The 25,676-nt window shown below is 43.9% G+C and carries 24 protein-coding genes and 4 pseudogenes; 16 read left to right on the forward strand and 12 right to left on the reverse strand.

Annotated elements, in window-relative coordinates:
* The first annotated feature begins 66 nt into the window (after positions 1–66).
* Positions 67–486 carry a C_GCAxxG_C_C family protein gene (locus G4D54_04825; protein ID QJA01796.1) on the forward strand — a complete coding sequence of 140 codons (420 nt, stop codon included), beginning with the start codon at positions 67–69 and terminating at the stop codon, positions 484–486.
* A gap of 211 nt (positions 487–697) precedes the next feature.
* The gene (locus tag G4D54_04830) at positions 698–901 is read left to right on the forward strand and encodes a hypothetical protein (GenBank protein ID QJA01797.1); all 204 of its coding nucleotides are present in this window, start codon (positions 698–700) and stop codon (positions 899–901) included.
* 254 nt (positions 902–1,155) lie between these two features.
* Here G4D54_04830 and G4D54_04835 read toward each other — a convergent pair whose 3' ends face one another.
* A complete protein-coding gene (locus tag G4D54_04835) occupies positions 1,156–1,566 on the reverse strand; it encodes an XRE family transcriptional regulator (GenBank protein QJA01798.1) in 411 nt (136 codons plus the stop codon).
* A 444-nt stretch (positions 1,567–2,010) separates the two neighbouring features.
* On the opposite strand from G4D54_04835, the gene G4D54_04840 reads away from it, so the two are divergent.
* Positions 2,011–3,015, forward strand: coding sequence for a hypothetical protein (locus G4D54_04840; GenBank protein QJA01799.1), 1,005 nt, complete (start codon positions 2,011–2,013; stop codon positions 3,013–3,015).
* Between the two features lie 164 nt (positions 3,016–3,179).
* Positions 3,180–3,635: pseudogene (locus tag G4D54_04845) on the forward strand (hypothetical protein).
* A gap of 217 nt (positions 3,636–3,852) precedes the next feature.
* Here G4D54_04845 and G4D54_04850 read toward each other — a convergent pair.
* The 6 genes and pseudogenes from G4D54_04850 to G4D54_04875 all read right to left on the reverse strand — a co-directional run bounded on the left by G4D54_04850 (position 3,853) and on the right by G4D54_04875 (position 6,586).
* On the reverse strand, positions 3,853–4,038 hold the full coding sequence (locus tag G4D54_04850; GenBank protein QJA01800.1) for a hypothetical protein: 186 nt from the start codon (positions 4,036–4,038) through the stop codon (positions 3,853–3,855).
* Between the two features lie 5 nt (positions 4,039–4,043).
* A pseudogene (locus tag G4D54_04855) lies at positions 4,044–4,460 on the reverse strand (sigma-70 family RNA polymerase sigma factor).
* A gap of 256 nt (positions 4,461–4,716) precedes the next feature.
* The gene (locus tag G4D54_04860) at positions 4,717–5,403 is read right to left on the reverse strand and encodes a hypothetical protein (protein ID QJA01801.1); all 687 of its coding nucleotides are present in this window, start codon (positions 5,401–5,403) and stop codon (positions 4,717–4,719) included.
* Positions 5,403–5,852: a winged helix DNA-binding protein gene (locus G4D54_04865; GenBank protein QJA01802.1), complete on the reverse strand. Its 450-nt coding sequence runs from the start codon at positions 5,850–5,852 to the stop codon at positions 5,403–5,405. Before G4D54_04865 ends, G4D54_04860 begins: the two co-directional genes overlap by 1 nt.
* 249 nt (positions 5,853–6,101) lie before the next feature.
* A pseudogene (locus G4D54_04870) lies at positions 6,102–6,350 on the reverse strand (hypothetical protein).
* Positions 6,344–6,586, reverse strand: coding sequence for a hypothetical protein (locus tag G4D54_04875; protein QJA01803.1), 243 nt, complete (start codon positions 6,584–6,586; stop codon positions 6,344–6,346). Before G4D54_04875 ends, G4D54_04870 begins: the two are co-directional and overlap by 7 nt.
* Before the next feature lie 510 nt (positions 6,587–7,096).
* On the opposite strand from G4D54_04875, the gene G4D54_04880 reads away from it, so the two are divergent.
* The 6 genes from G4D54_04880 (at position 7,097) to G4D54_04905 (ending at position 14,444) form a co-directional block, all read left to right on the forward strand.
* Positions 7,097–7,765 carry a response regulator transcription factor gene (locus G4D54_04880; protein ID QJA01804.1) on the forward strand — a complete coding sequence of 223 codons (669 nt, stop codon included), beginning with the start codon at positions 7,097–7,099 and terminating at the stop codon, positions 7,763–7,765.
* Positions 7,749–9,173 carry a HAMP domain-containing histidine kinase gene (locus G4D54_04885; protein QJA01805.1) on the forward strand — a complete coding sequence of 475 codons (1,425 nt, stop codon included), beginning with the start codon at positions 7,749–7,751 and terminating at the stop codon, positions 9,171–9,173. Before G4D54_04880 ends, G4D54_04885 begins: the two co-directional genes overlap by 17 nt.
* Positions 9,163–9,924, forward strand: a complete 762-nt coding sequence (locus tag G4D54_04890) for a hypothetical protein (protein QJA01806.1) — start codon at positions 9,163–9,165, stop codon at positions 9,922–9,924. Before G4D54_04885 ends, G4D54_04890 begins: the two co-directional genes overlap by 11 nt.
* A 134-nt stretch (positions 9,925–10,058) precedes the next feature.
* Positions 10,059–11,372: a hypothetical protein gene (locus tag G4D54_04895; GenBank protein ID QJA01807.1), complete on the forward strand. Its 1,314-nt coding sequence runs from the start codon at positions 10,059–10,061 to the stop codon at positions 11,370–11,372.
* Between the two features lie 4 nt (positions 11,373–11,376).
* Positions 11,377–12,102 carry an ATP-binding cassette domain-containing protein gene (locus tag G4D54_04900; GenBank protein QJA01808.1) on the forward strand — a complete coding sequence of 242 codons (726 nt, stop codon included), beginning with the start codon at positions 11,377–11,379 and terminating at the stop codon, positions 12,100–12,102.
* A complete protein-coding gene (locus tag G4D54_04905) occupies positions 12,096–14,444 on the forward strand; it encodes an ABC transporter permease (protein QJA01809.1) in 2,349 nt (782 codons plus the stop codon). Before G4D54_04900 ends, G4D54_04905 begins: the two co-directional genes overlap by 7 nt.
* A gap of 68 nt (positions 14,445–14,512) precedes the next feature.
* Here the strand turns inward: G4D54_04905 and G4D54_04910 are convergent, their stop codons facing one another.
* The 5 genes and pseudogenes from G4D54_04910 to G4D54_04930 form a co-directional block, all read right to left on the reverse strand.
* Positions 14,513–15,976: a collagen-like protein gene (locus tag G4D54_04910; GenBank protein QJA01810.1), complete on the reverse strand. Its 1,464-nt coding sequence runs from the start codon at positions 15,974–15,976 to the stop codon at positions 14,513–14,515.
* 175 nt (positions 15,977–16,151) lie between these two features.
* A complete protein-coding gene (locus G4D54_04915) occupies positions 16,152–17,888 on the reverse strand; it encodes a collagen-like protein (GenBank protein QJA01811.1) in 1,737 nt (578 codons plus the stop codon).
* Positions 17,889–18,208: 320 nt separating this feature from the next.
* The gene (locus G4D54_04920) at positions 18,209–18,808 is read right to left on the reverse strand and encodes a collagen-like protein (protein ID QJA01812.1); all 600 of its coding nucleotides are present in this window, start codon (positions 18,806–18,808) and stop codon (positions 18,209–18,211) included.
* Between the two features lie 182 nt (positions 18,809–18,990).
* On the reverse strand, positions 18,991–19,653 hold the full coding sequence (locus tag G4D54_04925; GenBank protein ID QJA05152.1) for a collagen-like protein: 663 nt from the start codon (positions 19,651–19,653) through the stop codon (positions 18,991–18,993).
* 117 nt (positions 19,654–19,770) lie between these two features.
* Positions 19,771–19,962, reverse strand: a pseudogene (locus G4D54_04930) (hypothetical protein).
* A 121-nt stretch (positions 19,963–20,083) separates the two neighbouring features.
* Between G4D54_04930 and G4D54_04935 the strand changes: the two are divergent.
* From G4D54_04935 to G4D54_04960, 6 genes are all read left to right on the forward strand, one after another.
* The gene (locus G4D54_04935; GenBank protein QJA01813.1) at positions 20,084–20,845 is read left to right on the forward strand and encodes a DeoR/GlpR transcriptional regulator; all 762 of its coding nucleotides are present in this window, start codon (positions 20,084–20,086) and stop codon (positions 20,843–20,845) included.
* A 292-nt stretch (positions 20,846–21,137) separates the two neighbouring features.
* Positions 21,138–21,749 (forward strand): bifunctional 4-hydroxy-2-oxoglutarate aldolase/2-dehydro-3-deoxy-phosphogluconate aldolase, encoded by a 612-nt coding sequence (locus G4D54_04940; protein ID QJA01814.1) that lies wholly within the window; start codon positions 21,138–21,140, stop codon positions 21,747–21,749.
* Between the two features lie 15 nt (positions 21,750–21,764).
* Positions 21,765–23,684: a BglG family transcription antiterminator gene (locus G4D54_04945; protein ID QJA01815.1), complete on the forward strand. Its 1,920-nt coding sequence runs from the start codon at positions 21,765–21,767 to the stop codon at positions 23,682–23,684.
* On the forward strand, positions 23,677–24,141 hold the full coding sequence (locus G4D54_04950) for a PTS transporter subunit EIIA (protein QJA01816.1): 465 nt from the start codon (positions 23,677–23,679) through the stop codon (positions 24,139–24,141). Before G4D54_04945 ends, G4D54_04950 begins: the two co-directional genes overlap by 8 nt.
* A complete protein-coding gene (locus tag G4D54_04955) occupies positions 24,138–24,452 on the forward strand; it encodes a PTS fructose transporter subunit IIBC (protein ID QJA01817.1) in 315 nt (104 codons plus the stop codon). Before G4D54_04950 ends, G4D54_04955 begins: the two co-directional genes overlap by 4 nt.
* Positions 24,453–24,457: 5 nt before the next feature.
* The gene (locus G4D54_04960) at positions 24,458–25,501 is read left to right on the forward strand and encodes a PTS fructose transporter subunit IIC (GenBank protein QJA01818.1); all 1,044 of its coding nucleotides are present in this window, start codon (positions 24,458–24,460) and stop codon (positions 25,499–25,501) included.
* Positions 25,502–25,676: the final 175 nt, after the last annotated feature.

The raw sequence follows: 25,676 nt of genomic DNA on the forward strand, positions 1-25,676 counted from the left end.
ATTCATGGTTTTCTTCAAAAGAAACTTTTGGTATACTGAATACGTGAAAGAGAAAGAGGGTTCGATATGTTAGCAGAAACAGCAGTGAAATATTATCATATGGGATACAACTGTGCGGAAAGCATCATTCGCGCAGGCAATGAGGTGTATGGTCTTGACCTGCATGACAGGGATATGAAGATGACAGCAGCCTTTGGCGGCGGCTTTCAGATTGGGGATGTATGCGGTGCCCTGTGCGGTGCAGCCTGTGTAGTCTCCGCTCGCTATGTGGAAACAAAGGCACACGACTGTTCTTTTCTTAGAACACTGACGCAGAAGCTGGTCATAGCATTTCAGAATAAAATGGGTTCCCGTCTTTGTGCGAAAATTAAACCGGTGTATCACAGCAAGGAAAAGAAATGTGAGCATACGGTGGAAACTGCCGCAGCCATTCTGGAGGAGGTCATCCGGGAATGGGATGAGGAAAGAAATGGCATACAGGGATAGTAAGGTATCTTTTCCGCTTTAAGGTATTCTCCTGAAATCAGCTTAATCAAAAGGATCAGGTGCATCGGCTTATCGATGTGCTTGATCTTTTACTGTTTCTAAGTATGCAGTCCTCTTCCTTTGAACAGGAATCGGATGAAGGAGAAGCTGTTTGCATTTTACTTGTCTTTTTTCAATATTGCGCATATTCTGAATATAGGAGATGATGCTTATGAAGGAAGGAACTCTCGTATATTACCTGGATGAGGGGCAGATTCATGATGGACATGTTATCGATGTGGAAACCAAACAAAACGGCTTCGTGTTCAGTATTGACAGCTATGGAGAATGCGGTGGTTTCTGCCGTATTGATTCTGCACAGATCAACCGCACGGTGTTTGAGGATTTTGAGGAAGCGAAAAAGCACTTAAGATAACATGCGGCTGTTGTACAGCCTGTCACAGCTGCTTTCAATGGGGGTGTTCCGCTTTGTCTGATTGAAAATTTCTTGGCGTATGCGGAATGTCTGACAACTGCTGCCTTTTTTTTCATGCCCGCAGCGCGGTATCATAAAGAAAAGCATACCGACGGACGGATACTACTCACACTTAGGAGAGCACAAAAAAATCAACCGATGTGTATTCACTGTGGTTGATTTTTTTGATTCATTCTTTGCAGTAGGGAAAGCAGTTATTTCCTGCCTGTCTGCTTCAATGCCTGCATGGTTTCATCAAAGGGACAAATCATATTACTCAGTCTGCTGATTTGCGCGGCCAGTGTGTATTTAGTGGAAAGGGGAATCTCCCCGCCCTTTTGAAATGTCGCAAGCTGCTCCTTTTGCACTCCTGCCGTCGCAGCTACAAAGGATAGCGGCAGCTTATATTTTTCTACCAGAACATTCAGCAGTGCCTTCACAATATCGTCATTATCCACCCTCCATGCAGGAAGGGTGATGAAATTGGATACAAACGAACAGATCATTGCCTGTTCCTGCTCTGTATGCTTTGTTACGTTTACACTGATTCCCATTGCCTGCAAAACAGCTTTCATATCAATGCCGTTTACCTCTTCCGCGGTTTGCAGGATGTCAAATAATTCCATATCATAAGCCTCGCTTTCGTAATGCTTTCGTATGCAAGTATGTGCAGGATAAACAGATATATCCAGCAGCATTCCTCTGAACGCAGTCATCTACAGTTTAGCGTAGTAGACAATAAAAATGAAGTAAAAAATACCATCGGTTTCTTAAGTTATGTTAATCGGTGACAGGAAAGTATACGGCTGAAGCTGCTTGTAAATAGAAAGAAATCAAGGATGAAAAGAAATATGGCTGCATTCATGCCTGTAAGGTACACAGAGTGCGCCGTAGGGTGAACAGAGTATCCCCCATCTGTTCATCGACCACTGAGATGGGCGTATTCTGCCTGCTTTTTAGATAAAATCCCTTTTAACGTGAAAAATAGAAAAAGTTATCAAAAATTTGCGGATTTTTTAGGAATTTGACAGATTCCATACGTATAGAAGGGGGTAAGGAGCCCTTACAGAATGGAGGACATAAAAATGTCAAATGCAATGAATCAACTCAACTACAGTAACGATCTATTTTTTAAGTACACCCTTTCCCGCGAGGATGAAGGCTCTGTGTACGCCCGCAACACCATCATTGAACGTGTTACCGGTATCAGGGTAAAGGAAAGCACCGTACTCAATCCCAACCTGGATCCGGACATCATCGGAAAGAAGCGCATCATTCTGGATGTCCACGTGAAGGATGAACAAAATCGTCATTTCAATATCGAGATGCAGACGACCTGTAAGGGAATAGCGGAAATGATGCGTTTTGAATTTTACGGAGCCAGAGCGTTGAACAATCAGCTGAAAAGCGGTGAGTTTTATGATCAATTAAAGCCGGTTTATCAAATCATATTCATCGATGAGTATGCATGGAACAACAGAAATCTGATCAATCAATATCAGATGCGCAATGAGCAGGGAGAAGATGAAAGCGGATATCCGCTCATCCTTCGTACCTTTGTTCATACGCCGGCAATCAATGACATCGTAAAGAAGAAAATGCAGAGGCTGAATGACTTTGAACAACTGGTATACCTGTTTGAAAATAATGAAAAAAATGATATACTGAAGTCGAAGGAAAGGCTGGTGAAGGTATTCATGAACAAGTATGAGGAAATGCAGAAGGATGATGAGCTGTGGTCAACGGCTATGGCGATTCAAATGGGAGAAGCACGTTACCGCAACGGCTTGCGTGACAGCTTTGAAGAGGGAAAAGCTGCCGGAAAAATGGAAGGAAAGATAGAAGGCAGGATGGAAGGAAAGATAGAAGGTAGGATGGAAGGAAAGATAGAAGGCAAGTTGGAAGGAGAAAGGCAGCTCTTACACAAACTCATAGAAATGAAATATCATGAGGATTGCGCTACGTGGCTGCAGGCATTAACTGAGGAGCAGATGCATATCGTATCCACTTTACTTCTGGAATGTGATACCTTCGAGGCTGTCAAAAAGCAATTAAATAAAACTGATACGAAATAAGTTATTCTATACATAATAATTGTGAATTTCTTTTCTATACCGTAAACGAAAGGTTCTCAGCACATGAAGTGCTGAGGCTTTTCATATTGTTCATACAAATGTCATATTTCTCTATGTGGCTGATAATATTGAAAAAAGGGAAAGAAAATCCAAAGTTGAATGAGTTGAATGACTTTGAACAGCTGCTGTATCTGTTTGAAAATAATGAAAAAAATGATATACTGAAGTCGAAGGAAAGGCTGGTGAAGGTATTCGTGGATAAGTATGAGGAAATGCAGAAGGATGATGAGCTGTGGTCAACGGCTATGGCGATTCAAATGGGAGAAGCACGTTACCGCAACGGCTTGCGTGACAGCTTTGAAGAGGGAAAAGCTGCCGGAAAAATGGAAGGAAAGATAGAAGGCAGGATGGAAGGAAAGATAGAAGGTAGGATAGAAGGCAAGTTGGAAGGAGAAAGGCAGCTCTTACACAAACTCATAGAAATGAAGTATCATGAGGCTTGCGCAACGTGGCTGCAGGCATTAACTGAGGAGCAGATGCATATCGTATCCACTTTACTTCTGGAATGTGATACCTTTGAGTCACTCAGAAAACGATTAAATAAATCTGACAAGAAATAAGCTGTCTGTAATTTAAGAGAAATTTTTATATGTATTTTTGAATTATTCGCATAAACACTATACTTATAAGCAATTTTATAATTGCAAAAACATTCATTTTACCTGGATATGCCACGATTGAATGAGCCTTGATATGACAATAAAACCGATAAGGGAGATAGCACATAAAAGGGTTCTTTCTAACTTTAGGGTGTTTGCAAAAGGGAGACTTCAGCTTCTATTGATAACTACAATCGTATGGAACTCTCCCTATTTCAAGTTTACCCACAATCGAGAAAGAACCCATAAAAGCTGTGTATCTCCCTTTATTCTTGCAATCTAATATTTCTCTGACTGCCTTTTCATCTCCGCTAGTCACTCTGCAAATGAGGTCATAAGAGGGATAACCATAATCTTTTTTCATTTGTCCTATTTCCTTGCGTTTAATAACTGCTGTGATTTTTTCAGTCCTCTATCCCGTCTACTGTTGATAGCGGAACGCGGTACATGACACAGTTCTGAAATTTCTCTGTCACTCATATCTTGAAAGAAATGCAACAAGATAGTACTACGCTGTTTTTCTGTTCACTCTTTCGATGCTGTACTTAATTTTTGATCAGATATACGAATTACAAAATCCAGCACTTGAAATGATACAAGTTCATGTGAATAGTCATCATTCATACTATACTCAATCCGTTTCATTTTAGGTAATTCACAAAACAGCACTTCATGCTTGAAACGTTTGGTAATCTGCCTTCTATGACTTGATAATGTGCCTTTAATAACAATTAGTAAAGAATTAAACTGTAATCTGACAATATGCTCGAAAGAAGATGTCCTCATAATTTCATCTCCCCTCTACACATGCCTAAATATATAAACTAGTTATTTCGCAGTGGAAATAATGCTTATATCTTTTTGTTAGTACAGAAACAGAACGTGAAAAAGCCCGCACAAAATAAATGGTTTGTACGGGTAAAGGAATTGCAATCTCTTTAAAAAAATAGATATTTATACCGGCTTTTAGTATTCTGATTTTTTCTTGATATATTTCATACAGAAATTTCCTTTTATAGAAGAAGTAAAGGGATTTTAAAGATTAAAATAGGTATTTACCATAGAATAAATAAAATCCCGTATCAACGATTAACAAGATGGCAATGACGATCAGAATGATATAAAAAACATTTTTAACTCCCTTTAGATTTCTGTTTTTGAATTTATCAACCCAATGAACCAGCTTATTCAGAAGATTGCATTGATTTGCAATATATACAATCACTGCCAAGCACTGACTGACTAAAAACCAAATGGTTAAAAGCAGAATGGAGATAAAAATATTATCTGTTTCGCCACTTATAAGCACCACCGCATAAAATGTAGGGTCTGTAAAAGAACTGATTGCAAATACAAAACCCGTAATAATATGTTTTAAAACATTTCCACTAACGGTTTCTTTTGTCTGATTTTCGGTTTGCTTTTTATCTATAAACAATTTTTTTGAAATCCATATCAGAATAAAAATAGAGATAGCAAATTCTAAAACTGCCCATAGGGGACTATCATCACTTGGCGTTACACTCTTTATAAAATCTATTGCAGCTACACCTAAAATCATAGCAAGCCCTACACCGACAAAAATGCTGAACCCTGCAAAAGACAAAAAAAATAAAGTGACTTTTGTTTTCTTTTCGTTGCGTAATCCCATAGATAAAAGATAAACTGCTGTTATGGGATCAATACCAAGAATGCCTAAACCGAAAGTACTGAGTATCTTGTGTATCATTATTTCTCTCCTTGTAATTTTTCAATTTTATGACGGAAAGAACTTAAATAATTTTCAATTAAGCGCAAAATCTCCCGTTGTTCTTGGATCGTCATTTCATCAAAAACCTCATTTTCAGCCTGTTCAATAGGCAAAATGTTTTCATTTATAAAATTTTGACCTTTAGAAGTCAAATAGATTTTCATTTCTCTACCATTTCCTTGATGAAATTCAATCAACCCATTTTGTTTTAATTTTTTTACAGAGGAGTTGACTGTTTGCTTGTTTAAACAAGTATATTTACAAATATCTGTCTGTGTATTACCGTTTCCCAAAATCAGCATTGCTTGTAATATAGAATACGCGCTATCGGATATACCTTGTTTGACAGCAATTTCGTGATACAGTTCATTTACTAACCGATTTAGACGGTCAAATTCCTGTAAAGTTTTATTTTGTTTATATTGCATGTTATCTCTCCTTCAAGTATGAAATCATACTTGAATTATAGTATGATTTCATACTCGTGTCAATGGATATATAGGAAATTTTATTTTCGTGTTACACACAATATGGCAATAAACTACCCCTTTATTCCTCTTGATTACCCCAAAACAGTAAAGAAAAAGTTCTGTCAAGAGCCTTGCCACCGTAGGTGGTGCTGCTTGCACTCTTAATCGGACTCTTTGTTTGCTGTATCTTCCATGAGAGGATAAAAGTTATTCGTCTTCATCTTCAAAATTCATATTTACAATGACCTTGCCTTGGCCGAATGGAGCATAAGGGTTAATGTGTTTGTTTCCCTCTGTGCTTTCTCCAAACATATCAAGGCTCTAAAACTCATCATAGTGGTCTAAAATCTTCTGAAATTTCAAATACTGGACATATTCTTTGATTGGGTAAAGGACGGACGCTGCGATGTCTTTGCCATTGATATATTCCGTGATATACTCCGTAACTGCTATAATTCATAGTCCAGCCATTCTTCCTCATTGTCAAAGTAGTTATCATAGTGCCCGTATTTTAATTCAGCGTTTAACCGTTCTTCCCCTCTGACGAACAGACAGACTTCTTTCTCTATATGAGAAGCAAATTTCCATGTGCGTGACAGCATTTCATTCGGTGTGACTTCTAACACAGCCATTATCTTTAGATACCGCAAAATCAGAGATTCAGCGTTTAATTGCATAGAAGTATTTACCATGATTTTAACCACGTTTGATAGGAAAAATATAAGAAGTCAGACCTTGTTATGCGAGGTTTACCACAAAAGCAAAATGCTCGAATAGCTTGTAAAATTGGGCTATTCGGACATTTGAGAAGATTTGAAAAGATAAGGGAAAAAGCATATATAATTTCATAATAAATACGCATTCCTTTTCCATAATAAAATACTTTGAAGACAACAGAAAAGCCATCCTGTATAAAAAAAGGGATGACTTTTCTTTTCAGGCTCTTCAGTAATCAGCATTATCTCTGTATACATGACTGTAGGTAATGTTTTAATTAACTAGGCCTTTTCCTGCATGAAGATGTGCTGATGAATGGCAATACTGTTTAAGATACACAGTAGAGATTGCTGTATTTGTATTTTTAAGTTGACAAGGTAATTCATGGAGCTGTACGGGATGGTTATAAAGTATGGTAAAATAAAAGGTGACAGGATACAATTTGGATACAAGAATTATGTATCATACAGAAAAGAGGTGATAGCATGCGGCTTCTGATTGTTGAGGATGAACGGGCCATCGCAGAGGTGATGATGCTGAATCTGAAAAGAGTCGGCTATGAATGCGAGTATGCGCAGGATGGGGAAATGGGGGTAGCAATGGTGGAGAAACAAAGCTATGATCTGGTTCTGCTGGATATTATGCTTCCGAAAATCAATGGCTATGAACTGATGGAATATCTTGCACAGCTGCAGATTCCGGTAATTTTTATCACGGCAAAGGGCAGTGTGCAGGACCGCGTAAAGGGTCTGCATATGGGAGCGGATGATTATCTTGTGAAACCGTTTGCGGTGGATGAGCTTACAGCAAGAGTGGAAAATGTGCTGCGTCGTTATCATAAAAGTATGCAGGATATCCATGTACTGGACGTCACGATTCATACAGCGACCCGTTTGGTGGAAAAGGAGAACCGCACCATCGCTTTGACAAAAAAAGAATATGAGCTGCTGCTGTATCTGGTTCAAAATAAAAATATCGCACTGTATCGGGATACGATGTATGAAAAGGTCTGGCATGAGGAGGAGTTTGAACAGACACGCACCCTGGATTTGCATATACAGCGTCTGCGCAAGAAACTGGATTGGCACAGGGTGATTCAGACCGTGTATAAAATCGGTTATATGCTGGAGGTGAAGGATGAAGTTCAGCGATAAGCTCACACTGAGCAGCACTGCAGTTATCGCGATTCTGTTTTCCACCGGCGCAACCTTTATGATGGTACAGAATCATGACCACCTTTTGCAATCCTATATATCCCGCAATATGCAGACGCACGATCTGGAATCCTTTTCTCTGGAATCCAAGCTGACACAGGATGCCACATCCAATCTGACCTCCTTTGGGAGTGATGAAAAGGCAATAAGAAGCCGCTCAATGTATTATCTTCAGCAGGTTGCCAGTCATATGAACCAGCCGCAAACCCAGTATGCTTTGCTGGATACAAAGCATACCGTGCTGTATGCGACAGGGGAGAAAAAGCTGTTTGAAGAGCATTCGCTGAATGACCCGCAGACCTATCGCATTGTCTCCTATAACGATTCCCGTATCATGCTGGTCAGCAGTCAGATCACCGTTGGGAAATTCACCTACCTTTTGGAAAGCGGTTATGATATCACATCCTGCTTTCAGGAGCGAAACCGGCAGTTTCAAACCTTTTTTCTCACACTGCTGTGCGTCCTGCTGTTCTCCTTTCTGCTGCTGAAGCGGCTGTCCGTCTATCTCAGCAAACCGATTCTGAAGCTGCATGAGGCAAGCCGCCGCATCGCATCCGGGAATTATGAGGAACGCACCAGTATCCAGAGTGATGATGAAATCGGAGAGCTGAGCCGCAGCTTTGATGAGATGGCAAAAGCGACCCAGCAGACCATTCAACAGCTGGAGGTAAACCTTGCACAGCGGGAGGATTTTATGAGCAATTTTGCCCATGAAATCAAGACACCGATGACGGCGATTCTCGGGTTTGCGGACACCTTGCGCACGTATGACTGTGATGTGGACACAAAGAAAAAATGTGCGGATTATATTTATACAGAGGGCAAGCGTCTGGAAAAACTGTCCTATACCCTGATGGATCTTCTATCCCTGAGCGGAAAGGACATACAGCTGCAGCCCGTTTCTATTGCCAGTGTGGTGAAGCAGCTGCGCCAATATTACGATGCTGTTTCCATTACGGATCGGCTTTGCTTCCATTGTGCTTCCTGTACGGTGTATGCGCTGGAGGAGCTACTCTTCAGTGCCCTGCGCAATCTGATCGATAATGCCATCAAGGCATCCGACGCCGATCAGGAAATATTAGTAAAGGGAGAGCTGTGCGGGAAGAGCTATCGCATATCGGTAACGGATCATGGAATTGGTATGCGGAAAGATGATATCCAGCAGGCATCCCAGCCGTTTTATATGGCGGATAAGTCAAGAGCCCGGCAACAGGGCGGTGCAGGTCTTGGCCTGAGTATCGTCAAGCGAATCTGCGATCTGCATGGCAGTCCCCTGCTGATTACCAGTAAACTGCATGAGGGAACGGTTGTTGCGATGCTGCTGGAGGTGATCGATCATGAAAACTAGAATTGCATTTGCCTTGTGTCTGGGCGTTTGCAGTCTGTCTGTATTGCTGCCGCTGGGTATCTTTTACATCCAGGACAGCGTTGCAGTGGATAAGGATATCGTGTGGCAGTCATCCACGGAGGATATCGCCAAAAACTATCCGGTTGTCTCCAGAGTATATGCCAATTTCTATCAGGGTAATGAAACCATGATGGATAATGAAAGCTTTCATCTGTCCGATATGAGTGCCTATACAGAGAAGCAGCAGAGTCAGCTTACAGAGGTGAAAAAGAAATATAGCCGGGAGCTGAATCAGCTGCTTGCACAGGGAATCTTTCCCTATGAGCTGCTGGATTTGAAGAAGGGGGAGCCCTTTTCCGTCGAATTCGGCACTTTGTCCCAAATGAGTGAAAAAAGCGGTGCCTGGCAGCTGAATCAGGTATACCGCCTAAATACAGCGAATGATAATATCGGGGATTTCACACTGGACAAGCAGACCGAAAAGATTTTGAATCTTGAATTTTACAGGCATGAAGTAAAGCAGTACAGCGAACAGGAGCGTAAGGAATTCGCCTGGAATATGATTCAGTATCTGGGTCTTGATTCCCTAAAGGACTGGACCTATACCAGATATGGCTATGAATCCTATCAGGCGAAGGTACAGGTGTATTGCGAGGTGGAGAATTTAGGGGATTCCTCACGATTTACGATGGGAATCACACCATTGGGGCAGCATATCTCTACGACATTGTATAATTATATACAGCATTGAGAACGCTGAATATCGGCGTTTTTTCTATTGGTTTTTGTCAAAGCTGCATCGTATTAACAGTGAACAAAAGATACTCGCAGAATATACAACTGTGATACAACCGGATGCTAAAGTAGCAGCAAGGAGATGATATAATGAAAAAACTATGCATGCTGCTTTGCTGTATTACACTGCTTGCAGGCTGTGTAAGCAGGGAACAAGCCATATCGGATAAAGCTGGCGGTAAACCACAGAAGCAGAGTGCCTCCAATGAAGCGCTGCAGCTAAAGAGATGGTCGTTTCGCTCCCTCAATCAGGGGGATGGAAATGAACAGGGCTTTTACCGTATAAAAACCATCGATAACGGTGGAGGGAACCTGTATTCCAATATCTTATATACCGATTATGAGAATAAGAAAGAAATCTTTTTATGTGATAAGCCGGAGTGCAGGCACAATGACACTTCCTGCACCTCATATTATGCAGGTCTGGATATGATTACGCAGCTGATCGTTCAGCAGGACCATGTATATCTGATAGCAAATGAGGATAGTGTTGTTAATGAAAAAAATGAGACTGTAACCGTACCTGCTAGAATTTTACAAATGGATCTGGATGGTAAGAACCGCAAAGAGCTCTGTCAGCTTCCAAGCGGCTATGGCTTCAGCTATGAGGATTGGGCAGTAGCCGGGGATGTGTTGTATGTTCCTGTGGAGAAGACGGAGAATGTGAGTACCGAAGAGGGAGAAATGAGCTCCGCCGTACAGGTGGTCCGTGAAAAAAAGCTGTATGCCATACAGCTGAGCAGCGGCGAACAAAAGGTGGTTGCGGATATGAAAAACAAAAGCATTCTGGGGTGTATGGGAAGAAATCTCATCGTCAATGCCTACCGTTATAAAGAAGATCCGGAAGAGCTTTTGGATAAGGGGGATTTTGCAGGCTATGACCGCGCATCACAGCAGGCCGAGATTGCGTATGAACGCGTCAACGTGGATAGCGGAAGGGTGGAAAAAAGCTTTCATACAGATGCGGATACTTTGGGTGTCTTTGTCAACGACAGTATCTATTATACGGATACCGGCGGCATGCTGAAGCAGCTGAATATGAAGGATGGCAAGGTATATGCTCGAAAGCAGCTGGATACATCATCAGCCAGCTTGATGTTTGGTGAAGATGACCATCTGTTCCTGTATCTGGGAGAAAAGGAATATATATACAGCTTGAAGGATGACAGCTTGAAACCGGCTACGCTGCAAATGTCGGATACACAGGAGCCGATCCGCCTGCTTGGAGAATCCAGGGACATGTATTATGTCATCTATGATCAGGTCGGAGAGGTAAAGAAGACATGGGCAGGTACGGATCAGTATGAGGCAAGCAGCTATGCCTATGGATTGATAAAAAAGAAGGACTACTGGAACAACAAGGCGGATTATATACCGGTGGATGTCATTGTGAAAGGGGAATAGCAGCATGCTGGAAATCAAAAATGTAAGTAAATCCTATGCGGATAGAAGAGTGCTGCATCATATCGACCTGCGTCTTTCTCATGGCATCTATGCACTTCTTGGCCCCAACGGTGCCGGAAAATCAACGTTGATGAATATCCTGTGCAATCAGCTGAACTATGAGGAAGGCAGTGTTTTGTACAATGATAAGGATATCCGTGAGCTGAAGCAGGCGTATTATGCGTTGCTCGGTTATGCTCCGCAGCAGCAGGGACTGTATGATGAATTCAGCGGGGAACGGTTTCTGACCTATATGGCTTTGCTGAAAAACATCGACAGGAAACAGATACGAAAGGAGGTGCTGCGTGTCGCAGAGCTTGTGAATATGCAACAGCACCTCAAGCAGCGCTGCGGTGCATATTCCGGTGGTATGAAGCAGCGTATCCTGGTTGCGCAGGCATTGCTGGGGAGTCCGGAAATTCTGCTGTTCGATGAACCGACGGCAGGCCTGGACCCGAAGGAGCGGGTGTCTCTTCGTCGTGTGTTTGATTCGCTGAAGGAGGAGCATACCCTGCTGATTGCAACCCATGTGGTAAGTGATGTGGAATCCATTGCAGATGAGGTTATCTTTTTAAAGCAGGGCAAGCTGATCGCACAGGGTGGTGTTGATGAGCTGCTGCTTTGCCATCCCAGTATCGCTTCACTGGAGGAGCTGTATCTGCATCTGTTTGCCGGGGAAGCATCATGTTGAAAAATCTGTATGCAATGGAGCTGTATAAGCTGTGGAAAAATAAAAGGTTTCTGCTGTTTCTTTTCCTGCTGCTGTTATGCAATATCGGCTTTCTTTCCTACGAAACATGGGGGCAGCAGGGTGCAGAAACAACAGCCTATCAGAAATTATCCACCCATCTGCAGACCTTATCCAGTGATGAGCGCTTCACGTATCTGCAGGGGCATGCACACGATGTGGAGCTCGCCTTTGTACGTGAACAAATCCGCAATCTGAAAACACAGCACGACCCGCAGGCGGAGATGCGGATTGCAGCCTTGCGCGACCAGTATCCCGAGCTTGATCAAAACGGAACTATACCTTCTTTATATACCGGTGATCTGGCAGCGGAAAATGCTTTCTTGCAGCCGATTATAAAACAGGCGGATACGGTGAAGCGGTATGCGGATTTTCTCAAAGAGGTCGAACAGAAGGCAAAAACGATATCCGCTATTTCCATATTTGCAAAGGAAGACAGCTTCTCCATCCGCAATATAGAGAAAAGCAAAGAGGATTATGCGGCAATGCATACAGTATCTATTGATTTCCAGCTGCAGGATGCCTTGCTGAAGGCGTTATCATATCCCATAACCGCTGTACTTGTCATGCTTGCAATTTTTCTATTTGCGACCATGGTATATCAGCAGGAGAGTCAAAGAAAGCTGCAGCCGATGCTGTATGGGACTTTACGTGGCCGGCATACCTATATGAATACGAAGACGGCTTCCATTGCAGTATCCTCAGCTGTGATTGTTGGCCTGTTTTACGGCAGTAATCTTCTGCTTATGGAGCTTGCGTATGGCGGCATTCACCTGTCTGCTTCCCTGCAATCGCTTGCGGCTTTTCAGCAATCCACGCTGCCGAACAGCATTTTCCAGTTTCTTCTGCTGTTTTTCTTTCTGAAGATATGCATCTGTTTTATTTTCGCTCAGGCAATGCTGCTTCTCTGCACGGTTTTTAAGCATAGGGTAATCAGCTGTCTAAGTATGATTGCCTGTGTTCTGTTATCCTTGTTCATGCATATATTCCTATCTCCGACCGGGACCTTCCGTGTACTGTATTATCTGAATCCGATTCGCCTGTTTCAGGTGATTGAGCTGTTACAGGGCTATGTGAATTTCAATGTGTTTCAACAGCCTGTATCCCTAACATTGCTTTACGGCAGCCTGCTTTTCATTACGGCTGTACTATTGTTCGTGCTGCTGCATATCATGGTGGAGCGCTCTGGTCGCAGCTGTCAGCTTCCGGCATGGATACAGCGTATACATATGCCCGTCACCTGCAGTTTATGGGTACAGGAGTGCTATAAGCTTTTCTGGGTACAGAAAATAGCGCTCGTCCTGCTGGCTTTTGCCGGATTTCAGCTGTACAGCTATTCGCATACGCAGCTGTATACAAGTGAAAAGGAACGGTTGTGTTCCTCTTATATGCAAACGCTGCAGGGGGAGCTGATCAAAGAAAAGGAGCAGTTTCTTCAGAAGGAAAAGACCTATTATGAGGATTTGCACAAACAGGAGGCACGTCTGCAACAGCGTCTTGATCAAAAAGAAATCAGTATGGCGCAGTATCGCCGCCAGGTGGAGCCGATTTCCAACATGCTGTTAAAGGAGGAAACCTTTCAGGAGGTGCTGCAGGAATATGAATATGTAAAGCAGGATTCCTCACGTCAGTTTGTAGCTCCCTTTGGCTATCGGCGACAGTTTTTTGTATCTGATCGCTGGAGTACACTGATCTTTCTCTTCCTGTTTCTGCTGAGTATAGCGAATCTTCAATGCATTGAATATCGCAATAAACGGCAGATTTTGTTACAGACATGCGTGCATGCAAAAAAGGCGCTGGTAAACAGAAAGCTGATACTTGCATTACTATGCGGTACTGCCCTGTTTATCATGGCGCGTCTTCCACAGCTGCTCCTTCATGCAAAAACCTATGGATTTCCATGCATTACAGCGTCGATTACGTCCCTGCAGGAGTTTGCACAGCTGCCAGCCGGTATCCATATTGCAGGCTTTATGATAATGGCGGCAATCCTTCGAATGTGTGCCCTGCTTCCGGTTATCATGTTCTGCTTTATGGTTTCTGTCCGTGTCCGTCAGCAGCTGTTTACGCTGTTATCGGCATTGTTGATTTTTTTGTTTCCACTGCTGCTGTCTGCCGCCGGTATTCATGTTCTGGATGCGGTGAGTCTGTATCCGCTGCTGTATAATGAAAGCTGTATGACATCTGTTTCCGGAATGTGGAATCTATTGTTTTCCATCCTTGGTTATTTTCTGTTTTCCATTGCATGCTACCGCCTTGCCCGTTCCTTTGAAAAGCATGTATAAGAAAAAACACTTCCCGTTCATAGCTGCATTTAAGCAGAAGGGAGGTGTTTTTCTTTTAGACAGTGCTGCTAGTTTGCCAAAGCATCATTCAGACGCTTCACACTCAGTGTGACAGTAACGCCTGTACTCAGGGTCAGCGTTAAGGCGATAGCCGCACTGACTGCCATATCGATTATATCACCGGCTGATAAGGGTTCAATCACACTGCCGGAATAGATGGACTCTGTTGCGATTGCCAGCAGATGGCGTTCTTCCGTACTCGGTATGGCTGCACCGTTGCGTCGTACAGCAAGGGTAACGGCAGCCCCCAGTGAAGCGGAAGCGTTGAACATATAGTTGATTTCATAGACACCGCTGGTAACTATGGTTAATGCATTCACAGGGGCAAGATCAACATTGGAAGCAGACATATCCACAGGAAGAGGCAGCTGCTGCTCAGCACCGATTAACAAATTCAGTGTCTGGGCGGAATCATTATACTTACCACCATAGGCAAGTAGACCTCCTCCGCCACCGCCTGGTCCAGTATCCCCGCGCGGGATGATGAAATTCAGCTCGATGCCATCCGGTGTTTCAACGTAGGACACATCGGCAGGAGTACCCGGTTCGGAGGTTGTCGTACTTCCAACTCTTACAATCGGTGTAGCTCCTGTTTCACCCTGCGGTCCTTGTTCACCCTGTGGTCCGGGTTCTCCCTGCGGCCCTGGTTCCCCCTGTGGGCCTGGATCACCAATAGGACCTGTCGGTCCGATGGCACCATCGGCCCCTGTAACACCAGTGGTACCTGTAGCACCTGTATTTCCGGTAGCCCCAGTTGGTCCCGTGGCTCCCGTCGGCCCGGTCGGCCCAATATCTCCGGTAGCACCAGTTACACCAGTTGCTCCGGCAGCGCCTGTACTACCGGTGGCTCCCGTCGGTCCTGTCGGCCCAATATCTCCGGTAGGACCAGTTACACCGGTTGCTCCGGCAGCGCCTGTACTTCCGGTAGCCCCTGTCGGTCCGGCAGGTCCGGTAGGCCCAGTTGCTCCATTTTCACCCGTAGCGCCAATGGCACCCGTCGGTCCGGTATTTCCGTTTGCCCCAGTTGGTCCTGTAGCTCCGATAGGGCCTGTTGCCCCTGTATTTCCAGTAGCACCAGTTGCGCCTGTCGGCCCGGTAGCTCCTACGCCGGGTCCTGTCGGTCCCGTAGCCCCTGTAACTCCGGTATCACCGCGGGGAATAACGAAATCCAGTACATGATTTGGCCCCCCGCTGTCATGTACCTGTGCCGGTGTTCCCGGGTCAGCTGTTGTTGTGGAACGAATGGTTATCGTCTCAGATAATCCGGTAGCGCCCGTAGCGCCGGTGAGACCTGTATTTCCGGTAGCTCCTGTAGCTCCAGTGGCACCTGCTTCTCCTGCCGGACCTCTGAATCCCCGCGGCCCCCGCGGTCCAGGACAGCAGCATACATCATAGTCACCCTGGTCACAGGATGAAGAACTGCATTCATTGCAGCAGTTTTTGTCATCAAAATCATAGTCATCATAATGCATATCGTTCACCTCATTTATGTTAATTCATTTTAGTATATGGCTGAGCTTAAAAATGGGGAATGGTATTGTCCCGGTTCCGATGAAAAGACATGATTTTTTTAAGTATCCGGCAATCAGCTGTTAACTGATTGTCCGGTTTTATGAAAGAAAAACGATTCGGATGTGCAGTTGTCTATCAGGATATAGCGATTCCTGCGCTGGCATAGCCGGCAACTGTGTTGACAAGGCTCAATCCGGCAGCAGTAGCAGTGAATACAAGCAGCAGTCTGGTCTGGTTCGTAACTGCAATCGATAGACCTGTTGTTGTACCGGAGGATATCGTTCCGATAGCGATTACCCCGGTTATTGCCGGAGCAAGTGTCACAACTGCTCCTGGGACAGCTGTGAAGGAATTGTTTGGTGCTGTAGACTGATAAAGTGTTGCTGTGATCGTTACAGTGGAGCCAACCAGCGACAAAGCGGCAGTGGTTGAGAAAAAAGCAGAAATGGAAGTTATGGTACCTGCTCTTGGCATGGAAAATGCAAAGTTTGTCAGCGTTCCCGCTGCATTGGTCAGGTCAATAACACCACCTACAATGCTGACACCTGGCGCAGAGCTGCCGAAGCCGACAAAGCCCGGTGTACCAACAAGTCCGCCAGCAATCGTTGTTAGTGATAACGGAATACCGGAGCTGTAAGGAATGATTGCAGAGCTTCCTGCCAGACCGGTAGCTCCGGTTGCTCCAGTGACACCGATTGCGCCATCAGCTCCAGTAGCACCAGTGGCTCCGGTAGGTCCTGTGGCACCATCAGCCCCGGTGTTTCCGGTTGCTCCTGTCGGTCCCGTTGCTCCGGTCAAACCGGTACTTCCCGTAGCGCCTGTCGGTCCGGTAGGCCCGGCAGCACCATCCGGTCCGGTATTTCCCGTGGCACCAGTTGGTCCCGTAGCACCGTCAGCCCCGGTGTTTCCCATAGCCCCGGTCGGTCCCGTAGCACCTGTTAAACCGGTATTTCCAGTAGCACCAGTCGGTCCGGTAGGCCCGGCAGCACCATCGGCGCCGGTATTTCCCGTGGCTCCGGTCGGACCTGTTACGCCGTCAGCTCCCGTGTTTCCGGTAGCCCCGGTCGGTCCTGTTACCCCTGTGCTTCCGGTTGGTCCAATCCCTCCGGTAGCTCCGGTACTGCCTGTTGACCCGGTCGGTCCGATAGGACCGATTCCACCAGCTGCTCCGGTAATACCGGTAGCCCCGGCAGGTCCCGTTGGTCCGGTAGGCCCCGTGCTTCCCGTCGCACCGGTCGGTCCTGTCGCCCCCGTATTGCCTGTTGGTCCGCTAACGCCGTTGGCTCCGGTGTTACCCATAGGTCCTGTTGGTCCGGTTACACCGTTCGCTCCGGTATTTCCAGTAGCTCCTGTTATGCCGCTGGCACCAGTCGCCCCCGTAGCGCCTGCTGGCCCGATGGGTCCGGTATTTCCCGTAGCTCCGGTTGAGCCTGTGCTTCCGGTCGGACCCGTTGGTCCTGCCGGTATAGTGAACAGCAATGAAGCGCCGGAAGGTGTAAATGTCTCAGTGACACTGGCCTGTGTTCCCGGATCTCCGGTAATGGTTCCTGCAACGGTAATCACAGGTGTCATGCCCGTAGCTCCCGTGTTTCCGGTAGCTCCTATGCTTCCTGTCGGTCCGGTATTTCCGCGTAATCCTGCCGGTCCTGTATTTCCGGTATTTCCGGTAGGCCCGGTAGCTCCGGTAGGCCCGGTAGCGCCTACACCCGGTCCTGTCGCCCCGGTAGCCCCTGTTGAACCCGTCGGTCCGGTTGCTCCCCGAAATCCGCGTGGTCCCCGCGGTCCCTGGCAACAGCTGTTACAGTCACAGCTGCAGGAAGAAGCATCCTCGCCATAGCAGTCATCATGGTAATTATAATCATCGTAATGCATATTGCTCACCTCACTTTCTAAAACAGTACAGTATATGTAAGATAAAAATTCGTGTCGTGTTAAAGTCCCGGATTTTATATAAATACATATCCCAAAGCAAAAAAAGCACTCCTTTTTCTAATCTGTCTGAAGTACATCCTACATAGAACGAAAGGATAGCGTCTTCAGACTTTTCATCGGATACTCCTTTGGGGTATCCCCTCGTAAAAACAATACCAGTCACATGATGTGAATGGTATTGCAGGACCAGAGGATATCAATTAATAGAATGCAAATATTCAGGTATTGTGATAAAAATGTCAGAATCTTGTTTCTATACATCAGGCTATTCTAACAATATTTAATGATGCTCCGGTGCCGGATTGCAGGGTAACCGTACCATTTACTCCGTAAATTTGTAATGATAAAACATCCCCTGCTGTTAAAGACTGCATGAATGATACACTATATTCATTTGAGGATGTTGAGGACGTACTGATAGAGTTTAATATCGGCGTACCATTCCGTGTTACTCTTGATGACATTGGCAATCCAGATGTCATTTTGATAACATAGGATATGAAATAGGTACCTGTTTGATTAACTGTGAACTGCGTATTCGAAGCATTTGCCATAAATCCGTTTATATAGGGCTGAACAGGCAGAGGAATATTCGTTCCATCGGATGTTACCGAAACGGTAGCAGCGGAAATATTCAGTGCGGAGAGTGCATTCGTGATAACAGAAGTCCCGGTTGGACCTGTGGCACCTGTATTTCCTGTCGGCCCCGTATTTCCAATAGGTCCTGTTGCCCCGGTCGGACCTTGAAAACCGTGTGGACCGCGCGGCCCCGGACAGCAGCACGGGGTATAGTCATATGGATGACAGGAGGGCATACTGCATGGATCACAGCAGCTGTCATCGTATTCATCATAGTGCATAATACGTTCCAGTATATGGGGAACATACAAATCCTGTATTTACATTCTCCCATATCCGTTGCAATTTCTTTACATAACACAGGGAAAATTCACCTGCTTCCAGGCATCTTTATGGCAATACCTCCGCCGGCTTGCTATGGAGGCAGAAAAAAGCGGAGATGTCCTAACCTCCGCGCATCCCTTTACAGGATAAATAAATCTATACTGCAGCTTGAAACAAAGGTGATATTCCTGTTTGTCTGATTGGCAAGAACAATCATACCATATTCATTTCTTATAACCGTTCCAATGGAAGGCGTCTGTGTGTTGGTAGTGATATAGACATTTTCTCTTCCTACCGGGAGTAGAGAACGGATAACAGCATCACAATCAGCACAGCAATCCGTCAAGGCAGGCACCGGCTCTGGTAAATATACAATGGCGTCATTGTACACGGCATCATTGATCTGAATCGTATCAATACTGCAGATTGATAGATACTGGGAAGTATTTTGAGAGTTTATAACCTCGAATACGCCGGTACGTCCATTCGGTCCCAATAGCAGTGCGCCTGCACGTCCGACAGCGGCAACTCCGCTTTCCAACGTAATAAATAAATCCTGATTCGGATAAAGCGTAATGATCTGCTGGAGGATATTTCTTATCTGCTCCTTACAGTCACAGCAAACGGTTTCCGAAGACCCGGCAGGTCTTGTGGGACCGGTAGCGCCTGTTGCTCCACTTGATCCTGTGGCACCCGTTGGTCCGGTAGCTCCACGATATCCTCGCGGACCCTGTGGTCCCTCACAACAGCAGCTCTCAGCACTGCTGCAGGATGGCGCCTGCTCTGCACAGCAATTGTCCATGCAGGCATAATCATCATAATGCATACTGCTCACCTCGCTTTCTGATACAGTATAAGCTATGCTGTCTGCATAAATATGTATTGACGATATTCCAGAGAGACTTGTATTTCTGTAAGTTATATACATATATATAGCCATAACGGTTGATAGATGAAGCCCTAGATAGTGACAGGCATATTCAGTTTCATGCAGGGTGTCTGTATGCTGTTGTGAATTTCCATGGCGGATGAAACAGGTGTTGATGTGTTTCCATTGAACATCCGTAAGGGTCTAAAAACAGGGAAAGCTGTCAGAGATGACCATAGCCATAACGAAGCCCTGCTGTCAGGAATGCTCTTTCTTCTTTCTGATTTGTCTAACCTTTGTTACATCATATTGCGGACTTTTTGTCGTGCGTATGCTATACTGTTAACATAAATGAGGTGATTGTATGCTGTCTACAGAGCGTAAATTATATCTGCTGCAGAAGGTGGAAAGAGAAGGAACCATCCATGTACGGGATGTCGCAAAGCAGCTTAACATCAGTGAGACCACGATTCGACGCGATCTGATGGAGCTGGAGCAGGAAGGAAAGGTGCGAAGAGTGCACGGCGGTGCTGTCAGAGAAAGCCTGAATCAGATTCTGACGGAATCCAGAGAGCTGCTGATGCAGGATCGTATGCTGATCAATTTTGACAGAAAATCCAGAATCTGCCGCAGTGCCAGTGAGCTTGTTGAGGATGGTGAATGTGTCTTTCTGGATGGAGGAACCAGTATCGTTGCCATGATTGACTATCTGCAAAGCCGTCCCATCAAAATCGTGACGCATAACCAGCTGATTGTACAGCGGCTGCACGATCCGGTTGCACAAATCATCATCATCGGTGGAGATTTCAATGCGAAATATCACATGAGTGAGGGACCGATGGCGCAGAATATGCTTGGTCTGTATAATTTCGACAGAGCCTTTATCGGCTGTGCAGGCATGGACCCTATCAGCGGGCAGTGTTATACTGCGGAAATGGGAACCAGGGAACTGAAGGAAATTGCGATGAAAAACAGCAATCACAGCTATCTGCTGATCGATGACAGCAAGCTGTTTGTAAAGGGCTTCTGCAAATTCACAAATGCGGATGCCTTTGAACAGATATTCTGCAATAGGCTGGATGAGACTGTGGAAAACCTGCCAGATAATATGAAATTTGTGGAATAAGCAATATATGGATATTGTATAAAAAAACCGGAAGCATTTTCGCAAATAGTGAAAGGCACTGGTTTTTTTTGCTTTTTTCCTTAAGGAGAAATGCTGATAATTTGATCAGTATGACCTGTAGTTTCTTATATCACGGTAAAGGTGATGAATGTGTCCCACTACTATTCTATATGCGATTGCTTGCATAAAATACGGGAGCAGTAAATAGAATTGCAACAATATTGTTGCAGAAAAAAGGCATTTTCGAGGGTGTGAATGCGTGATACTATTTTCCTGTAAAGGAGGATTTGATATGGAATTATCGAAAGTGACGATGATTTTAAGAGGGTATACCTATGAGCAGGTACGCTGTGTTGCTGAAGTTCTGATTAACAGCAGCTATGTGAAAAACATGGAGATTACTTTAAATACCAGCAATGCATATGAAATCATCAAAAAGATTGCTGATGAGTTTCAAGGGAGATTGCATATTGGCGCTGGAACCGTTCAGACATATGATGAGCTGGTTCAGGCGATTGCAGCAGGGGCAGTCTTTGTTTTATCTCCGAGAAAAATGAATCAGAAGATGCTCGATTATTGCAAGCAGCACAATGTGATTGCAGTTCCCGGGGCTTTTACACCATCCGAAATCGCAGAATCTTTGGAAATGGGAGCTGATATCGTAAAGGTATTTCCAGCGAATGAAGTAGGCTTTGATTATGCAAAAAAGCTCTGTGAACCAATGGGAGAGCTTCCTCTCATGGCGGTCGGAGGTATTCAGGCAGGAAATGTGAAAAAAGCTTTACAATCAGGTTATACTTATGTAGGAACAGCAGGCGGTCTTTTTGAGAAGGAAGATATTCAGAACATGCGAAAGGATCATATGTTGAAATCTTTAGAAGTATTCGAAAAAGAATTATTATAGATAGGAGAGATTCACTTGAAGGCTGCGCAAAGACAAAAAAAGCTACTGGAAATATTAACATACAGCGAAAATTATATGACTGTTCAAAGTCTTGCTGATACTTTTACTGTATCAAAGCGAACAATACATAATGATATTGCGCAGCTGGAAAATCAGGGAATAGAATTTGAAAAAAAGCCTAGTGCCGGATTAAAGCTGAAAAACAGAAAAGAGGCCCGCTTTGTAGAGCATATGGATAAATATCGGCCGGAGCAGCGTAGAAAGCAGCTTATGAAAGAACTACTGTTTTATGAAAATAGAATCACCTTTCAATCAGCCTCTGCGTGTTATATGGTGGGGGTAAGCTCGATTATTGCAGATATCCATTACATAAAAGAGCATATTTTAAATGATGCGACAGTGTCACTGATTGGAGATGAAAACGGTACCAGGCTGACGGGGACAGAAATAGAATGGCAAAAGGCGTTAATCTCATTTAATGAATATCTGATAGCATCGGAAAATCTGACATTCACGGATGATGCAATGCTGGCATTGTTTAAGGAATTCTATGATACAGATATCATAACAGCATGCTACACAACAATTCAGGCGCTGGATGATTTCAACATATATATTGCTGCACAGCATTATTTAATCAATCTGTTCAATGTCATGATTGTATTATGTCATCGCTTGAGAAAAGGATACCATCACAAAATTATCCATAATGCATTTTACAGCGATCAGATAATGGCGATGATGTATTATCTGATTGGTGATGATTTACTTCGTATTCTGAAGAAGGATTTAAACATCACTTATGAGGATGGCGATATATATTTCCTTTCTATGTATTTGAGTGCAAATCGGATTATGCTCAACAGCTCTTTACATAGACGGGGAAATCCATTTAAGCATATAGTTGAGAATTTAATTGAAAGAATGTCAAACTGCGTCGATGTTGATTTAACGCAGGATCAGGATTTGTTTTACAATCTCTGTCTGCATCTGGAACCGATGATATATCGGTTGAAAAATCGAATTTATATCACTAACCCGATGTTATTTGAAATTAAGCAGCAATATCATTTGATGTTTGATTTGACCTGGATGATTATGGACTCTATAAGGACAACGCTTGGGGTCACGCTTACTGAGGATGAGGTTGGCTTTCTTATGCTTCATTTCCAGAATGCATTGGAGAAGAAAAAAAAGAGTAAGCGTATTTTGGTTGTGTGTCCAAACGGGATAACAACTTCGGAATTGATTGCCAACAGGATACGAAGTGTCCTGCCGCCTTTAGACATAATTGAAGCCGCATCGATTGATACGATCAACTCATTTGAATTAAGGAGTATCGATTTTATAGTGTCAACCATACCTTTGAAAAGCCTTGATAAACCGGTTGTAGTTGTTTCAATGCTGATCAATGATTCTGATATACAGAGGATTGAAGAGCTATATAAGAAAAAGTTATCAATACCCAAGGAAGCGGATGTACGCTTTATTGAAATCCCACAGTATTTGCATGAGAAAAATATTTATATTAATGGTGGGAAAATAACAAAGGATGAAATTATTCATCAGGTCTGTACGGGCCTGAATAAAGAAGGCTGTGTAGATGCGCATTTTGAAACCAGTGTATGGGAAAGAGAGCAGAAAGGAGGAACGGATATCGCGGTTGGAGGTGCAATACCTCATGGCGCAGTTTCCACTGTACGAAAAACACAATTGGCTTTATGGATCAATAAGGAGCCGGTGAAATGGTCTAAATACCGTGTGAAGGTGATTGTATTTTTCGCATTGAACAGCGAGGATACAGCAAAAACAAAGGTTATTTTGGAAGAAGCCTTTTCACTTATCAAAACAAAGGAAATGATAGAAAAGCTGTCTTCCATGAAGAATAAGAAGGCTGTTATAAAATATATATTTGGAGGAAGCCGATTTGATTAGAGAAAATCTTTTATATTTAAACAAAGATATCCGTGATCGTGAAACAGTTATCACATATATTGCAGATATGGCAGATACTGTTGGATTATTAAGCGATAAAAACCTGTTTTTAAAAAGTGTTCAGGAAAGAGAACACATATTACCCACATCTGTAGGCTTTAAAGTAGCTATACCGCATGGCCGGAGCAGCAGCGTCAGAGAACCATTTGTATCCTTCATGAAAACAAAGCATGAATTTATCTGGGATACGAGAAACAATAATGAGGTGGATTTGATATTTCTGATTGCCGTGCCTGAAAAAAATGAGAATAACCTGCATCTCCGGTTTCTTTCGGAAATCAGTAAAAAATTGATGGATAGCAGCTTCAGGGAACGATTGCGGAATGCGGATAATGAACACGAGGTATTCGTTATGTTACATGAAATTAATGAGAAAGTGATGGAGGAAAACACATGAAAATTATAGGAATAACAGCATGCCCAACAGGGATTGCACATACATATATGGCACAGGAGTGTCTGGAAAAGGAATGCAGAAAAAGAGGCTTTGATGTGAAAATCGAAACACAGGGCGGTTTGGGGATAGAAAATGAACTAAGTGAAGAGGATGTAGCTCAAGCTGATGTTGTAATTCTGGCAGTCAGTGTCGTTATTGAGGGGGAGGAACGATTTGAGAATAAGCGTGTATTACATACTGATGTGGATGAAGCAATTTCGCATGTGGAAAAGCTGGTAGATAGAGCGGTTGCACTCGTAGAAGGAAATTGATAATTATGAAAACGATTTGGAAAGATATTCAAAAGCATTTGTTAAGTGGCGTATCCTTTATGATGCCGGTTGTCGTTGCCGGTGGTGTGATCCTGGCAGTTTCCTTATTGGGTGCAACGCAGACGGAAACAGGACTTGTTCCTAATGGGCCGTTGCTGACCTATTTGAATCAGCTGGGAAAAGCAGGAATGGCGATGATGATTCCTGTATTCGCTGCCTATATTTCATATTCTGTAGCCGGGAAACCGGGTCTTACACCGGGATTCATTTTAGGTTATATTGCAAACAATGCTATCATGATCAATGGTGTTGAGGTTAAGGCAGGATTTCTGGGAGCACTTATCTTAGGTCTGCTTGCGGGCTATATGGCGAAATGGATGAAGGGATTAAAGGTAGGGAAAACGATTCGCTCCATCATGCCTATTTTGGTCATTCCAATCTCAACTGTCCTTGTACTAGGCCTTGCTTATTATTTTATAATAGGATATCCGATTTCCTTTCTGATGCAGGCGCTGTCAGATTTGATGGTGACTTTGAACGGCAGTGGGAAAGCTGTGCTGGCAGTGTTTATGGGGTTCTTTAGTGAAATTGATTTTGGAGGACCTGTGACAAAAGCTGTCTCCATGTTTACACTTTCTATGATCAATGAAGGGATCATGGAGCCTAATGGAATATTCAGAATTCTGGTAGCTGTTCCTCCGATTGGAATCTTTTTATCCACGATTATTGCTAAGAAAAAATATAGTGAGGAAGAACGTGATAATGCGAAAGCTGTAGGTATTATGGGATGTCTGGGGATAACAGAGGGAGCAATTCCGTATGCTATCAAAGATCCGAAGGCTGTGTATCCTGCATGTATTATCGGAAATATCGTCGGGGCATTGATCGGGGCCTTTGGAAATGTGGCATGTCCGGTACCGCATGGTGGATTCATTGTACTTCCGGTCGTAGAAAATCAACTTTGGTTTGTTGTTGCAATACTTGTCGGCTCTGTCATCACAGCACTGCTGCTAAAGGTATTGAAAAAGGATGTTCTTGAGGAGCGCTAAAAAGTTTGCTCTTAAATACTTAAACAGCTATTCGAGCAGAATTACAGAAATCTATACAGCATTAAAAGAAAGTAATAGGCTCTTTCTCGATTACAGGTAAACTTAACATAGGGAGACTTCCATACGATTGTAGTTATCAATAGAAGTTGAAGTCTCCCTTTTGCAAACACCCTAA

It is taken from the genome of [Clostridium] innocuum (genome assembly GCA_012317185.1).
Lineage (GTDB): Bacteria > Bacillota_I > Bacilli_A > Erysipelotrichales > Erysipelotrichaceae > Clostridium_AQ > Clostridium_AQ innocuum.